Annotated in this window: 15 protein-coding genes; 3 read left to right on the forward strand and 12 right to left on the reverse strand. The window is 66.6% G+C overall.

Features of this window, described 5'->3' with window-relative positions; all coding sequences use genetic code 11:
• Positions 1-271 precede the first annotated feature (271 nt).
• A complete protein-coding gene (locus OXM58_03515; GenBank protein MDE0147417.1) occupies positions 272-2,260 on the reverse strand; it encodes a benzoate/H(+) symporter BenE family transporter in 1,989 nt (662 codons plus the stop codon).
• Between the two features lie 218 nt (positions 2,261-2,478).
• Here OXM58_03515 and OXM58_03520 point away from each other — a divergent pair, with 218 nt between their 5' ends.
• Positions 2,479-3,690, forward strand: a complete 1,212-nt coding sequence (locus tag OXM58_03520; protein ID MDE0147418.1) for an acyl-CoA dehydrogenase family protein — start codon at positions 2,479-2,481, stop codon at positions 3,688-3,690.
• Between the two features lie 33 nt (positions 3,691-3,723).
• Here OXM58_03520 and OXM58_03525 read toward each other — a convergent pair whose 3' ends face one another.
• From OXM58_03525 to OXM58_03545, 5 genes are all read right to left on the reverse strand, one after another.
• Complete coding sequence (locus OXM58_03525) at positions 3,724-4,512, reverse strand: crotonase/enoyl-CoA hydratase family protein (GenBank protein ID MDE0147419.1); 789 nt, start codon at positions 4,510-4,512, stop codon at positions 3,724-3,726.
• 413 nt (positions 4,513-4,925) lie between these two features.
• Entirely contained in the window at positions 4,926-6,233 is a 1,308-nt protein-coding gene (locus OXM58_03530; protein MDE0147420.1) for a TRAP transporter large permease, read from the reverse strand.
• 59 nt (positions 6,234-6,292) lie between these two features.
• Positions 6,293-6,850 carry a TRAP transporter small permease gene (locus OXM58_03535; protein ID MDE0147421.1) on the reverse strand — a complete coding sequence of 186 codons (558 nt, stop codon included), beginning with the start codon at positions 6,848-6,850 and terminating at the stop codon, positions 6,293-6,295.
• A gap of 42 nt (positions 6,851-6,892) precedes the next feature.
• Positions 6,893-7,936 (reverse strand): TRAP transporter substrate-binding protein, encoded by a 1,044-nt coding sequence (locus OXM58_03540; GenBank protein ID MDE0147422.1) that lies wholly within the window; start codon positions 7,934-7,936, stop codon positions 6,893-6,895.
• A 102-nt stretch (positions 7,937-8,038) separates the two neighbouring features.
• A complete protein-coding gene (locus tag OXM58_03545) occupies positions 8,039-8,647 on the reverse strand; it encodes a VOC family protein (GenBank protein MDE0147423.1) in 609 nt (202 codons plus the stop codon).
• A 191-nt stretch (positions 8,648-8,838) separates the two neighbouring features.
• On the opposite strand from OXM58_03545, the gene OXM58_03550 reads away from it, so the two are divergent.
• Positions 8,839-9,654, forward strand: a complete 816-nt coding sequence (locus OXM58_03550) for a citryl-CoA lyase (GenBank protein MDE0147424.1) — start codon at positions 8,839-8,841, stop codon at positions 9,652-9,654.
• A 7-nt stretch (positions 9,655-9,661) separates the two neighbouring features.
• A complete protein-coding gene (locus tag OXM58_03555) occupies positions 9,662-10,975 on the forward strand; it encodes a hypothetical protein (protein ID MDE0147425.1) in 1,314 nt (437 codons plus the stop codon).
• A 12-nt stretch (positions 10,976-10,987) separates the two neighbouring features.
• On the opposite strand, the gene OXM58_03560 is transcribed toward OXM58_03555, so the two are convergent.
• The 6 genes from OXM58_03560 to OXM58_03585 form a co-directional block, all read right to left on the reverse strand.
• Positions 10,988-11,167: a hypothetical protein gene (locus OXM58_03560; protein ID MDE0147426.1), complete on the reverse strand. Its 180-nt coding sequence runs from the start codon at positions 11,165-11,167 to the stop codon at positions 10,988-10,990.
• An 11-nt stretch (positions 11,168-11,178) separates the two neighbouring features.
• Complete coding sequence (locus OXM58_03565; GenBank protein ID MDE0147427.1) at positions 11,179-12,099, reverse strand: XcyI family restriction endonuclease; 921 nt, start codon at positions 12,097-12,099, stop codon at positions 11,179-11,181.
• Positions 12,092-13,489 carry a hypothetical protein gene (locus OXM58_03570; protein MDE0147428.1) on the reverse strand — a complete coding sequence of 466 codons (1,398 nt, stop codon included), beginning with the start codon at positions 13,487-13,489 and terminating at the stop codon, positions 12,092-12,094. Before OXM58_03570 ends, OXM58_03565 begins: the two co-directional genes overlap by 8 nt.
• Before the next feature lie 80 nt (positions 13,490-13,569).
• Complete coding sequence (locus OXM58_03575; protein ID MDE0147429.1) at positions 13,570-13,866, reverse strand: hypothetical protein; 297 nt, start codon at positions 13,864-13,866, stop codon at positions 13,570-13,572.
• A complete protein-coding gene (locus tag OXM58_03580) occupies positions 13,863-14,183 on the reverse strand; it encodes a hypothetical protein (protein ID MDE0147430.1) in 321 nt (106 codons plus the stop codon). Before OXM58_03580 ends, OXM58_03575 begins: the two co-directional genes overlap by 4 nt.
• Positions 14,180-15,058, reverse strand: a complete 879-nt coding sequence (locus OXM58_03585) for an IS1595 family transposase (GenBank protein ID MDE0147431.1) — start codon at positions 15,056-15,058, stop codon at positions 14,180-14,182. Before OXM58_03585 ends, OXM58_03580 begins: the two co-directional genes overlap by 4 nt.
• Positions 15,059-15,247 lie beyond the last annotated feature (189 nt).

A 15,247-nucleotide genomic window follows, 5' to 3' on the forward strand; every position in this document is an offset into this window, starting at 1 on the left:
TCGTGATCGCATCCCTGAAGTCGATTCCATGTTTGTCGATATTGGCGAGGCGCTTCGCCTCGTCCCATTCGAAGCGGGCCTCTTCATCCGGCCGCATTCGACGCGCCTCGGTGCGCGGCGGTGGGTCGGCCGCTTCCCGGAGTCACGGTACGGCAGGTCTCTTGTGCGGACGGCGATCCGTCCGCCGCGGAGATCGGGTTTGCCGACGCGATTGTATATACGAAGGGGCCTGTCCCGGTCAAGTATCCCTCGGGCCCGCGCGAAGGAGAATTCAACCCTTCAGCACCGCGCCGACCGCCGGCCGGCCGGCGATGTCTTCGAACCATGCGGCCAGCGCCGGCCAGGCCGCCCGCCAGTCCTCGCCGGGCAGCTGCCGGTCGAGATGCGCCAGCATGGCCGCGAGCGCGATATCGCTGCGCGAGAATTGCGCGCCCACGGTGAAGGACCGGTCGCCCAGCATGGCGGCGGCGGTCGCCAGGCCGTCCCGCACCCGGGTGCGCCGGCGCGCGATCCAGTCCCCGTCCCCTCCAGGGTTTTCAGCCGGTTCCCCGCGGGCGCCGGCGATGTAGAGATCGACCGCGGCGGCGTTCACGCCTTCGGTGAGCGCTTCCCAGGTCTTGACCTCGAAGACCTCGGCCGGGTCCGACGGCATCAGGGCGGGCACGGGCCGGACGGTTTCCAGATAGTCCAGGATGGTCCGCGGATCGTAGAGCGCGAATCCGCCCCCGAAGCGGACCAGCGGGTTCCGGTTCAACGGGTTTTCCGACACGCCCTCGCCGGGGCGCCACGTCATGTCTTCGACCAGCCGGTAGGCCAGCCCCTTTTCGCGCAGCGCGATCAGCACCCGGCTTGTATCCGGCCCCGGCGCGGGCGAGATTACGGCGATCGGGCCGCCGGGCAGCTGCCCGGCGTCGGCCGGCGTGCGCCCCGGCCCCGGCCCGCTCAGCGCCTTGGGCGCCGGCGTTTGCGTATCCGCGGCTTCTTTCTCGTCCTGCCGGGGCGGCGCGGGCGCCCCGTTGCCGGCGGCGATCAGCTCGGCATAGTCCCGGCGTTCGAGCAGGAGCGAGGTCGCCGCGCCGAAGACCAGCCCCCAGAAGGGCGCGCCGATGCCGAGCAGGTTGACATTCACGCCCGGGATCAGGTCGGTCACCGTCACGATCAGGCTGACCGTCGCGCCAATGGCGAAACGGCCGCCGAAACCGGCGGTAAAGGCCTGCTGCAGCACCGGCAGCATGGCCAGCCCGCCGATGATGTAGATGAAGGATTCCGGCACCGAAAGCGCGAGCCTGGTGACGACCGGCGACAGCAGGCCGAAGGCGACCGCCAGCGCCGCCCACAGATAGGCGCCGACGAAATGGAAACGCACCGGGCCGGACGACGACAGGATTGCGTTGACCGGCCCGGTCATGCAGGTGTTGACGCTGCCATAGGCGCCGAACAGCAGCGAGCCGGCGCCGCACATGAAGGTGCTGGTGTTGGTCGGCGGATCGTGGCCGGCGACGCGCAGGATGGCGATGCCCTGGGCGTTCTGCAACGCCAGCACGGAAACCAGCAGCGGCAGGACAAGATCGAGCAGCGCGGCCTTCGAGAACACCGGGTGGATGGCGTCGGGCCGGGCGATCTGAAGTGTCAGCTCTTCCTCAAGTGCGAACTGGCCGCCCTCGACCGCCATGTAGCCGGCGGCGAGCAGCGCCATCAGCACCGGCGGCAGGACGCGGGCGACCGGCTTCCAGAAGGAAAACACGACCCAGGCGATCAGCGCGGCCAGCGCGATCTTCAGTTCCTTGTCGAATGCGTCGACCGCCAGGAGGCCGAACTTCAGGAATACGCCGGCGACCATGGCCATGACGATCGGCTGAGGCACGAAGCGCATGATCGCCTTGAAGCCGCCGCTGAGGCCGAGCAGGATCATCACGGCGCCGGTCACCATGTAGGCGCCGACGATTTCCGCGAAGGGGTATTTGAGCAGGGCCTGGCCGGCGATGGCCGTGCCGGAGATCGTCCAGGCGAAGGCGAGCGGCTGCTTGTAGAGCCAACTCATCGCGAAGGTGATGGCGCCGCCGGCGACGAAGCCGATGAAGATCCACGACGACAGGGTCTCGGTCGAGAGCCCTCCGGCGATCCCGATGGTCAGGATCAGCGCGACCGGCCCGGTCGAGGCGAAGAGAAACGCGACGACGGCGTTCGCCAGATGGTGCGGACGGACGGCCAGCAGCGTCTCGGCAATTTTCGGGCGGTCGCGGGTTGGCAGTTCGAACACGGGATGCGGCGGGCTCGTTCGCTATGTCCTGCGCCGCGCGGTCAACGGCAGCGCGCGGCCGGCGCACGTTAGCGGCGGCGGCAACGGCCGGTCAACGCGCCATGACCGGTCCGCCGCGGTGCGGGGACCGGGCCCGGGAACCGGACCGGGAGATTGGACCTGCCGGCGGACCGGCTCTATTCTGCCGGCGCAAATCCAACGGATCCGGGGAGGGCGACATGGCGGTCGGCACGCTCGACAAAGAGGCTGTAACGGAGATTCCGTCCCACGACGAAATCGTGGCGCGCGCCGAGCGGGTCGCGATTGCGCTCCGGGACAACGCGGCCGAGGCCGACGACCTGCGCCGGGTGCCCGACGACTCGGTCCGGATGATGAAGGAGCAGGGGCTGCTCAGGGTCATCCAGCCGCGCCGGGCCGGCGGCTGGGAAATGTCGCTGCGCGCCCATCTCGACGTTGTCGGCGCGCTGGCCGAGGGCTGCGGCTCGGCCGCCTGGGTCGCCGGCGTCGCCCACGCGCACAGCTGGATGCTCGGCCATTTCCCGGAGCAGGCGCTCCAGGAAGTCTACGGCCCGGACCCGACAAACCTGGTCGCCGCCGTGATCGGTCCGCGCGGCCGGGCGGTGCGCCGCGCCGACGGCAGCCACACGCTGGAGGGGTTCTGGCCCTTCGGTTCCGGCTGCCACCACGCCGACTGGCTGATCCTGGGCGCCGAGGTGTTCGACGAGGCCGGCGAGCTGATCGAACCCGGCGATTTCGTCGTTCCGGCCGGCGCTGTCGAAATCCGCGACGACTGGTATGTCGCCGGCCTCCAGGGCACCGGCAGCAATTCGCTCACCTGCAAGGGCCTGGAAATCCCGGCCCACCGCTTCCTCTCGATGCCGAAGCTGTTCGATCTCGATACGCCGGGCCTGGAGGGCTATGACGGCTGGCTCTACCGGGCGGAGGCGGTGCCGGTGCTCGCCCTGTGCATCACCGGCAGTTCGCTGGGCATCGCCCGGGCCGCCCTGCCGGAATATCTGCGCGTCGTGCCCGGCAAGGCGCTGGCCTATACCCACTATACGGCGGAGGAATTCGTCGGCACCCAGATCGGCGTCGCCGAGGCCGCGACCCTGATCGACTGCGCCCATTTCCTGCTCTACCGCATCGCCGACGATATCGACCGCTACGCGAAGGCCGGCGACCGGATGCCGATGGAGATGCGCGGCCGCATCCGCATGGACTGCGCCCAGGGCGTGCGCTTCTGCATGGAGGCGGTGGACAAGCTGTTCCACACCGCCGGCGCCTCGGGCCTGTCGCTCAAGGGCTCGCTGCAACGCGCATGGCGCAACCTGCACGCCATCAACATGCATGGCCTGCTGGCCTACGACACCAGCGCGGAACTCTACGGCCGGGTCATGCTCGGCCTTGAGCCGAACACCGAGATCATCTGAGCCGCCGGGGCCGCTCGGGCCGGGGGCGGCCCGCTATTTCCTGTCGAAGCGGATGTCCTGCTTGGCGAGGAAGGCTTCGATGCCGCGCCTTGCCTCCTCGCTGGTCTGCGACAGGGCGGCCGCGACGGCCTCGGCGAAGCTGCCGCCCATCCGGTCCATGTCGGCGATGCGCGGCAGGGCGTTGATCATCATGTAGTTGCTGATCTTCGCGTTGCCGGCGATGTCGTCGGCGAGCGCCATCGCCTTGTCGAAGGCGGTCCCGGCCGGCTCGACATAGTGGCTGAGGCCAAGGCGCCGGCCTTCCTCGGCGTCGTAGCGCCGGCCCGTCAGCATCATCTCGCGCATCCGGTCGAAGCCGATGATGCGCTGGACCCGGACGCTGGCGCCGCCGCCGACATAGATGCCGCGCCGGCCTTCCGGCAGCTGGTAGAAGGCGGTCGGCTCCGAGACCCGGACATGGCAGGCCGTCGCGATCTCCAGCCCGCCGCCGATCACCCCGCCCTGCATCGCCGCGACGACCGGCACCGGGCCGAACTCGAGCAGGTCCAGCGTCTCGTGCCAGAAGCGCGAATGGAGCACGCCGTCGAAGGCCGAGCGCTCCTTGTGCTCGGCGAGGTCGAGGCCGGCGCAGAAATGGCTGCCGGCGCCGCGCAGCACGATGGCGCTGGTCTCCTCCGGGTCCAGGGCGTCGACGAAGGCGCGGATATCGCGGATCAGCCCGTCGCACACCGCGTTGCGCTTCTCCTCCCGGTCCAGGGTCAGAACGGCGATCCGCTCCTGCCGGGAAACGGTGACATAGTCGGTGGCGTAAACCTGTTCCATCGGGCGCCCGCTCGTTCGTGCCGGTTGAGGGGCACAGGCTATAGACAATGCCGCCGCGGGTGAGAAGGGGCGTGTCGCGGAGTCGGGCCGCCGGACCAGGCGGCGAAAGTTACCTCGGTGTCTTACACCATCCGACAGTGTCACCCCGGATGGAGCGCAGCGGAAATCCGGGGTCCAGGAGCCACAGGCTGACGAATTTCGGGATGGCCCTGGGCCCCGGATCAAGTCCGGGGCGGCAATTTTTGATTGATTTTGTAAAAATGCTGCGCATTAGAGGCAATTCGGGCGTTCGGTCCGGATATTGGTCTAATTCACGAACCGGGGCGTGGCCGGGCAGGACAGCCAATAATTGAATAATCGCTCATAAATATCGCAGAACGCATCGGTACCGGCGCCAGGCCGCGCCGCCGCCCTCAATACAGCAGCCCCGGCAGCCACAGCGCGAGGCCGGGGACGAGGACGAGCAGGACGACCAGCGCCGTATCGGCGAAAAGGAAGGGCACGATACCGCGATAGACCGCGCCGAGGTCGATATCCGGCAGCTGGGCGCGGATGACGAAGATGTTCATGCCGACCGGCGGCGTGATCAGGCCGGCCTCCGCCACGACGACCACGAAAATCCCGAACCAGACCTTGTCGTAGCCGATGCCCTCGGCGAGCGGCAGGAAGACCGGCACCGTGATCAGGATCATGCTGAGCGAATCGAGGAAGCAGCCGAGCACCAGATAGACCGCGAGCATCAGCAGGATGACCAGCCAGGGATGCAGCGAGCCGGCGCCGAACAGGTCGGTCACCGCCTTGGGCAGCTGGGTCAGGACGATGAATTCCTTGAACAGGAAGGCGCCGAGCACGATGAAGAACAGCATCGCCGTGGTCGACACCGTCTCGGCCAGGCTGGCCCGGAAGCCGGCCCAGTCGAGGGTCCGGGTCGCCACGGCGATCGCGATGGCGGTCAGGGCGCTGACCGCGGCCGCCTCGGTCGGGCTGAACACGCCGAGATAGATGCCGCCCACGGCGATGCCGAACAGCAGGACGATCTTCCACAGGCCGAACAGGGGCAAAAGCCGCTCGGCGAGCGCCAGGCCGGGCATTTTCGGCACCCGGCCCGGCGCGACCCAGCCGATGATCGCGATCACCAGGACATGCAGGGCCGCCAGCGCAAGACCGGGCAGCAGGGCGGCGGCGAACAGCTCCGGCACGCCGGCCTCGGCAATGATGGCGTAGAAAATCAGGATGACCGAGGGCGGGATCAGGATGCCGAGGGTGCCGCCGGAGGCCACCGTCCCGGTCGCCAGCTTCTCGTCGTAGCCGAACTTGCGCATTTCGGGGATCGAGACGCGCGACATGGTGGCGGCGGTGGCCAGCGACGAGCCGCAGATCGCGCCGAAGCCGGCGCAGGCGCCGATCGTGCCCATGGCGAGCGCGCCGCGCAGGCCGCTGAACAGGGCGTTGGCCGCCCGGTAGAGGTCGCCCGACATGCCGGAGCGGGTCGCGACGACGCCCATCAGGATGAACAGCGGCACGACGGTCAGCCCGTAGGCGTCCTCGCCGACCAGGTAGGAGGAGGTTTCGCCCGCCGCCAGCCCGGCGTTGCGCCAGCCGTCCATGACCGTGTAGCCGAGCAGGCCGGTGATGCCGAGGGCGGCGCCGACCGGAATCCGGACCAGGATCAGTCCGAAAACCGCCAGCAGGCCGAGGACGCCGTAGACCTCATCCGGCATCGGGAATCGCCCGAATCCGCTCGTTTCCGGTTTTTGAACGAATCATCGTTAATGTGCGGTCAGAGCGCCGCGCCGCCGCCCTGGTCGGGCGGCCCGCGGCGCAGCCAGTGGACCGCGACCGCCACGCCGGCGAGCGCGGCGCAGCCGAGGCCGATCAGCATGGGCAGCCAGAACCAGAAGCGGTTGATGTCCAGCGACATCGTGTTTTCGCCGAATTCGAGCTTTTCCAGCGCGACCGGTAGTGACTGGAAGAAGGACACCGCCAGGAAAACGATAATCAGGAGCAGGCCGATCCAGCGCATCGCCCGGATCGGCCGGCCCGGCGCGATCTGGTCGATCAGGTCGACGGCGACATGCTCGTCGCGCAGGGTGACCGCGGGCAGGGCGATGAAGATGCAGGTCGCGAACGCCCACACCATGATGTCGACATCGTTCTCCCCGGTCCAGTTCGCGACGTAGCGCAATGTCACCGAGACCGTGGTGAACAGCATCATGAATACAAGGAACAGGGCGGCGGCGAGGGAAAACACCCCCGCCGCCCGGTTCAGCCCGGTCGGCGGCCCGGTTGGCGGCCCGGTTGGCGGCCCGGTCGGCGGCCCGGCTTGATCCCGGGACAAGAGCCGGAGTCCGACCGATTTGGGCCTGAACGTCGGCCGGCGCTAGTTCCTCAGGAAGTTGCGCGAGGTCTTTTCGTGCTTCGCGGCCAGCGATTTCATCATGGTGTAGACCGCGCGCGCCGGCAGGCCCTTCTTCTCCAGGGCGGCGATCCGGGCTTCGGTCACCTTGGCGCCGACGTCGCGGAACTTCTTCGCTTCGGCGTCGGACAGCTGGATCGGCGTCATGCCGGCCTTCATCATGATCTTCTTGCCGATCGCGTCCAACTTGTCCCACTCATGGCCGATTTCCTTCTCCCGGCCGGTCACCGTGTCGTCGATGACCTTCTTCAGTTTGGCCGAAAGGGAATCGTACCGCTTGGCGTTCATGTTGACCGAGAAGCTGGCGACATAGCTGTACATCTCGGTGGTGTATTTGGTCACCGGGCCCATGCGGAAGGCGATGCCGGCGCCGCCATAGTCGATAAACGCACCGTCCAGCGTGCCTTTCTGCATCTGCTCGACGATCTGGGTCGGCGGCAGGCCGCGCGGCGTGGCGCCCAGGGCCCGGATGAAGTCCCGGATCGTCTGGGAGGCGAAGCGCAGGCGCAGCCCCTTCATGTCCGCGGTCGTGCGCACCGGCTTCTTGGCCGTGTGGATGTTGCCCGGCTGGTGGGTCAGCAGCACCAGCACCTTCACGCCCTTGTGCTCCCCGTCGAGATACTTGGCGCGCAATCCCGCATCGTTCAGCACCTTGGTGCCGATCTCGGCGCTGCCGATCAGGAACGGCATGTTGGACATTTCGGTCAGGGGGAAGCGGCCGGGCGTGAAGCCGTGGACCGACCAGGTCACGTCGGCCCGGCCGGTGCGGGCGATGTCGTAGTATTTCGGCGGCGGGCCCATCTGGGCGCCGGGGAAGAGCTTGAAGGCGATCTCGCCGCCGGATTTCTGCTCGACCTCCTTGGCCCAGCGCGCGAGCCACTGGGAAAACGAGTGTTTCGGCGTCACGAAATGCGCCAGCTTCATCTCGATCTTGGCGCTGGCCGATGCGGACCAGAGCACCGCGCCGGCGAGGGCCGCAACTGCGGCCGCTGTTTTCAGATGATGCATGTTTTTCCTCCCGTCGCGCCCGGGCACCGTTGCCCGTACAGGCGCTTTGCAGATTTTAGCCGGGCGCCGGCAACGGTCCGGATGCCGGCAGGCGGCGGGCCCTCAACCGTCCAGCAAAGGCATGCGGTCCAGCCATTTTTCCACGTCCGCCGGATCGTCGAACAGGGTTTCCAGTTCCGCCTTCGCCGTGGACCGGGTCTGTCTTGCCGACTGTACTACAGAGGGATCGTAGCCTTCCACCCTCGTGCTGATTTCCAGCCGGATGCCGTTGTTGTCGTAGAAGTAGACCGACAGGAACCCGTCGCCGAGGTCGATCGGCTCGGTGATCTCCACGCCGCTGTCCCGGACGTGGGCGCGGATTTCGTCGAAGCGCCGGTGCGGCGCGTGAAACGCGACATGCTGCATGCCGCCGATATGGTCCCGGTCCGCCTTCGGTACGCCTTTCGGATACTCGAACACGGCGAACAGCGAATCGTTGCCCATGTCGAAGAAGTAATGGCGCAACTGATCGTAGGGCGGCTGGCCGCGGTCGGCCGCATAGGGCACCCGGCGGACATGCACCAGCTCCATGCGCAGCACACGGGTGTAGAAATCCAGCGTCCCTTCGAGGTCGTCGGTAACGATCGCCAGATGGTCGATGCCGCGCAGCGGCATGCCGGCCGGCGCGCCGCTGCGATCGGTGTCCCGGGCCGATTGCGGGGTTCCGTCCATTGTCCTCACCTGTGCTATGGCCGGCAAAGCGGCTTGCGCTTACGGTAGACCGGAGAAAGCCTAGGAGTCCCGGCGAATTCAGTCAAATTTCCGTGCCGGGTCATGGCACGCCCTACGCAACCGGGCGGACCGGCGATACCGGGCGTCCGCAGGGCGACGAGCCGGAAAAGGGGCGAGCGAAAGGGGGAGCCATGTTGATCGGCAAGGCGCGTCCGCTCAGAAGCGCAATCTGCACGGCGGACGAGACCAGCATCGCGGTGCGCGGACGCGACCTGTGCGGCGACCTGATGGGCGGCCTGTCCTTCACGGAGTTTTTCCTGCTCCATCTGACCGGCAAGGCGCCGAGCGCAGACCAGGCCTTCTTCCTCGACGCCATGCTGGTCGGCCTTGCCGAACACGGCGTGACGCCGAGCGTCCAGGCGGCGCGCATGACGCTCGCCGCGGCGCCGGAATCGCTACAGGGCGCGGTGGCGGCCGGGATCGCCGGCGCCGGCTCTGTTGTGCTCGGCGCGGCGGAAGAGGCCGGCCGGCTGCTGGCGCGCGGCGTTGCCGAGGCAGGCGAGGAGGCGGACGCCTTCGAAACTGCCGCCCGGCGCATTGCGGAGGAAATCCGCGCGGCGCGCCGGCCGATCCCCGGCTTCGGCCACCCCTTGCACAGGCCCGACGATCCGCGCGCGACGCGCCTGCTCGCCCTGGCGCGCGACCGCGGCGCGGCCGGCGACCACACCCGTTTTCTCGAAACCCTGGCACCGGTCGTGAACGAGGTCTGGCAGCGCAATCTGCCGGTCAACATCAACGGCGCCATCGCTTCCATCATGCTGGATCTGGAATTCCCGATGGAGGCCCTGCGCGGCGTGCCGATCCTGGCGCGGACCGCCGGCCTGCTCGGCCATCTGTACGAGGAGAGCCAGCGGCCGATGGGCTTCCTGCTCGCCCACCACGCCGAAGCGGCGGTCGAGTATGACGGCGAACCGCCACCGCCGGACAAAATGGCAGGGCGGGAGTGACCGGTCCGTGACGGGATTCCTGCACAATCCCGCGGTCGAAACCCGGGATCCGGCGGAACAGGCGTCGCGCGACGCCGCCCGCTATCCCGAGCAGATCGGCTATCTGCTCGAAAAGTCGGACTTTTACCGCGCCAAGCTGGCCGAAGCCGGCATTGCAAGCGCCGCGGACGCCGGCGGCCTCGACGCCATCGCGAACCTGCCGTTCACGGAAAAGGACGAATTGCGCAAGAGCCAGGCGGACCATCCGCCGCTCGGCAGCCATGTCGCCGCGTCGTGGGACGAGATCGTCCGGGTCTATTCCACCAGCGGCACCAGCGGCGACCCCTGCTACATCGCGATCACGCCGGCCGACCTCGACGTCTGGACCGAAATCTCGGCGCGCAGCTACGCCGCCTGCGGCATCCACCGCGGCCGCCGCGTGGTGCACAATTACGGCGCCGGCCCCTTCGTCGCGGCAGCGGCCACGGACATGCTGACCCGCAACCGCATCGCCCACATCCCGGTCGGCACGGGCAATACCGAACGCTACGTCGCCGGCATCCGCAAAATGGGCGCAACGGCGATCATGGCGACGCCCTCCTTCGCCCTGTACCTGATCGACTGGCTGGAGGAACGCGGCATCGCGCCCCGGTCGCTCTGCATCGAGCGCATGGCGGTCGCCGGCGAGCCCGGCGGCGGTGATCCGGTGATCCGCAACCGGATCGAGACGGCGTTCGGCTGCACGGCGAACGAGGCGATGGGCATCGGCGATATGTCGATCACCCTGTGGGGCGAGTGCGAAGACCAGGGCGGCATGCATTTCAGCGGCCGGGACTTCGTCCATGTCGAGTTGATCGACCCGGAGAGCGGCGCGGCCCTGCCGTTCGAGGACGGCGCGGAAGGCGAGCTGGTCTACACCGCCCTGCGGCGCGAGGCGATGCCGTTGCTGCGCTTCCGCAGCCGCGACCATGTCACGGTCAATGCGAAACCCTGCACCTGCGGCCGGACGAGCGTGCGCGTGCGCTGCATCGGGCGGACCGACGACATGCTGATCGTGCGCGGCGTCAACCTGTTCCCCTCGGCGTTGCGGGCGGTCGTGAACCGGTTCGCGCCCCATGTCGGCGAAGTCGTGATGATCCGCCCCAGGACGCGCGGCGTGATGCAGGAGCCGCCGTTGCCGGTCGCGATCGAACTGGCCGCCGGCGCGGAGCCGCCGCCGGACCTTGCCGAGCGCATCCGGGCGGCGATCCGCAGCGAACTCATCGTCGCGACCGAGATCGAACTGGTGCCGCACCTCTCCCTGCCGCGCAGCGAATACAAAGGGAATTATACGCTATCCTAGCCAAGCGCCCGATTATCGGGCCGGTTTTTCCTTGCGGTTGTAGGCTTTCGGGAGACGCAACGACGGGTCCGGGCGCTTGACCCCGGAGAAGATCGCGCGGGCGACCTGTTCAGGCGTCGCATCAATCCGGGGCATGGGACGCGGCGGGCGACCGCGGGGCTTCTTGTGCGGGTCTGGTCTGTCGTCGGTCATGGCGAGTCTCCCTAGATCACCCGGACGGCATGGTGGAAGACCTCATTCGTGAAGTCGTTCCAATGGTCGTCGTCTTGGTCAAGATCGTCGAGCATGTAGACCTTGACGTTGCCGAGCGCGTCGAGTCTGGCCTGCATCTCTGGGGTGACGACGCCCGCAATAAGGAAGTTCTGGCAGCCCGGCGGCGTCTCGGCGAAGCTCTTTGACATAGCGCCAAGGCGTTCAAGCGCCCCGGCCGGGTCGCGACCGCCCTTGATCTCGATTGTGGCAATCAGCCGACCGTCCCGCACGAAGTCAATGTCCGGTTCCGAGCCGTAACGCATGATCGTGTCTTTGGGCAGGCTGTACTGCCCGATTTCGGGCGCATCCGGGGCAAGTGTGCCGCGCTTCTTCAGCCAAGCTACGATCCTGTCCTTGACCAGCGCCTCGGCCATGTCGCCGATCCGGTTTCGGAACATGCCATCAAGGGTTATTCCCATCGTCGCGACGATGTTCCGGTAGCCGTTTTCAAGCGCCCAATCGACCTTGCCCTCTATGATCGAGGAAATGGCGAGATTGTAGAAGCGGGCCGCCCGGCTGGCCCTGTCGAACGAGATTTGAGTCCTTCCCCCGGTCTCCCACGATTTGACATCAACCCGCGCTTCCTGAACCACCCGCTTGAGCGGCAAAAGGGCGATCCCTCGATAGTACGCGGACGTGCGGGGATGGGCTTGAAGCATGTCCGGGTGCGCAAAGACCATCTTCGGCGCGACGCCCAGACCGGCGACATGATTCCATGCGCCGCCACTGATCATGCGCTCCTCAATAGGTTCGAAGGCGAGGGGCGCAGCGTAGCCCTCAATGACCCGGCGCTGTGCATCGTCGTCCCGCCGCGCGATGATCTCGGCGAACAGTTGCGACCGATGCCGGGTTGCATCCGACAGTTCAGGCACTGGACCGCCGCCACCTGTAGACGCACTTGCGCAACTCTTTCCGACCGAACCGGGCCATCTGCTGACTCGAATTGCCCTTGCCGCGTGCGAGCGCCCAAATCGCTTCGCACTCGAAACCGGATTGCTCGGCAAAGTCCGACAAGATGAAATCGACCGGCAATTCTTCGCCGTGATACTGCACGTTGTCGTTGACCATGATCACGGTCCCGCCGGGGCGGACGACCCGGCCCAGTTCGGCGACGACGACGGCCATTTCGAGGAAATAGGAATCGACCAGGCGAATGACGTGGCGGTTGCTCAACTCGCCTTCATGCTCCCGGAGAATTGCCAGCGCCTCATGCAGCGCGCCCTGGGCGGCGTGCATTTCGGCGGCATGGGCCAACGTGTCCGACGCATCGGCATACTGCGCTTCCAGCCATTCCGTCTTTGCCCGGTTTTCGACGGTCGCCGAAAGCATACTTTGGCGCAAATCGGAAAAGCCGTCCCGGTCGTAGCCCATCCATGCGAGCTCAAGCGCGTAGGTCCGGGTGTAATCGTAGCGGTTCGCGTACGGCGGCGACGTTATCACCATGTCGAAAGACGCCGCCGGCAACTGCCGCAGAAGCTCAAGGCAGGACCCCACCCGAAGATCGGGGCGCCCTTCCCCGTATTCGTCCTTGAGCGGCCCTATATCCGCCACGATCTCGGCGATCCGGTCTTCCAGCGCGTCGCTGAACCGGGCCACGTCGCCCTTGTGCACGCCGGATCGAAGTGGCCGCCCCGAACGGCTATCCCATCGGAGATACTGGCCGTCCTTCCGGGTGTAGCTCGCATCTTCAAGGACCGAAACGCAGGCCAGATCCAACAAGGCCCTGTGCGCTTCGTTATCGACGCTCGCCAGAAAGGCGCGGGCCGTCGCAATTTCTTCTTCTGTCTCCGCCGGGAACGCGCGCTCGGTGATCCGCACATGCGGAAACTCGAAACCGTCGCGGTCGCAGCGCCGCCCCCGGACGCATTGCACCATCTTGCGCCCGGCACGGGCAAAGCTATCGGGGCAAAGCCCGTTCGACGCCTCGGCGATCGCGTTGCCCGCCAACACGCCGACAGGCATTATCTCGATCCCCGTCCCGGCCTTGCCGCTTCCGGCCGCAACCAGAGGGGCCGTCCCGATCCCGGCAAAGGGGTCGAGCACGTCATCCGGGTCATGCGCCGCCAGAAAATCGGCGACCAACTGCCGGGAGAATCCCTCCTTGTATTTCAGCCAGCGGAAGCCGGGAACATCGCGGTTTCCTTGGTAGGAGACCAGCCGCCGGTTGAGACCGTCATTGACGGACAGGCGCGGCGAAAATCTGTCGGATAGCCTCTGGCGCTCCCCTGTCGGGCCACCATTGGGCGACAGTGCCGCGCTCATCTACTCATCTCGATCTTCGCGGATCAGATGCCCAACGCCTTGATCCTTCGGCTTCTTCGGGGTTTTGGCGGTCATCGGTTTCAACTCCCGGCGATCAGGCCGTCCAGACGAAACTCCTTGAGCTGCACGCTCAACATCCGGCGGGCTTCATACGCGGCTTCCAAATCCTCCCGGCTCTTGTGCGTTTCGCCATGAGCAAAATCGGACAGATCGGATGCTTCGACCAGTGCAGGGTCTTGCTCAAGACGCGGCCCCAACCGGGCCATTGTCTTGCCTAGCCGCCGCAGCTTGCATTCCAGCGCGGCGATCTTCTCTTCATTGGTCGAATATTCCCGCACAACCCGAAGAATCTCTGCGTCCCGGTCGCCGTCGGTCATCGGTTTGTCTCCCGGTCTTCGCGGATCAGATGGCCAACGCCTTGATCCTGTAGCGCCTTGTACAACCGCCGCTTGGCCGCGTCCGCCTTGGCGATCTCCATCAGCAGATCGCGGATCGACACGTCGCCGGCTTCCTCCGCAGCCGATTGCGCCTTCGCGGCCACTGAACCTGACTTGGCGGCAATGGCTTCCTGCACATTCTCGATACGGTCGAACAGCCGACTCAGCTTCGACGCCAGACAACCGAGTCGATCCGACTCCGCCTGATACTCCCGGAGCGTGCGCCCGATCTCGGTGTCTTTTTCGTCGCCGGTCACGCCACCAAGTCCCGGTAGCGGAGCCGCTTGCCGACCATGCCGCGGGCCAGCAGGGACATCTGCGCCAGCGTGTCGAGGTCGCGGATATTGTGGCGTCCGGCAAATTCGCGAACGTAGCGGGGCAGGTGCTTTTCCGACACATGGTGAAACGTGCCGTGCAGGCCGCGCTTGAAGATGGCCCAAAGGGCTTCGATCCCCTGCGTGTGCGCTTCGCCTCGCACATATTCGCCCGCGCTGTGCCGGACGGTCGCGTGCGCCCGGTCCTTCATGCCCCGATAGGCGCGGGCATCGTCGGTGTAGACCGTCGCGCCCTTTTCCGTGCGCTCCGCCACGAAGCCCTTGAGGGTGTCGCCGTCGGTATTCTCGACAACGGCGGCGCTGACCTGTTTCGAGTCACGGTCCCGGACGCCAGCGACGGCAACCTTCCCGCCGGTCCCGCCGCCGACCTTCAGCTTTTTCGAGGCGTGCTTGTTTTTCTCTTTGCCGCCGATATAGGTTTCGTCGGCTTCGACCGGGCCGGGGAATGGCAGGCCCGCGTTGTCGTCAAAGGCTTCCCGGATGCGGTGCATCAGGTGCCATGCCGTCGCCTGCCGCATTCCGATGTCCCGATAGACCTTCATGCTGGCCGTGCCCTTGATGCCGGTCGTCGCTAAGTACAGGGCAATCGCCCATTTTTGCAGGCCGAGATTGCTGGACTGCATGACTGTTCCCTTCTTGACCGAGAAATGCGCCCGGCAGTCGCGGCAGCGGTAGGGCATGGGTTTCCGGCTTTTAACCGGAACGGTGTTGACCGAACCGCATTCGGGGCAGTAGCGGCCTGTCGGCCAACGCTGCGACTCGAACCAGCGTTCGGCGGCAGCATCGTCGGGGAACATCCGAAGCAACTGGACAACGGTGAGTCCCTCACGGTGCGAGCGTCCGGGGCCATTCTTCGCCATTTCTGCCATCCGTCAATCGGTTTCTATGGCTAGAATATGGCGATTAAATCGGCAGTTGTCAAGCGATTTTGGCTAGGATAGCGTATAATTCCCAATACAAAAGCCGGCTGGTCGATTTCGGCAAGG

The sequence above is a fragment of the Rhodospirillaceae bacterium genome, from assembly GCA_028819475.1.
Classification (GTDB): Bacteria; Pseudomonadota; Alphaproteobacteria; order Bin65; family Bin65; genus Bin65.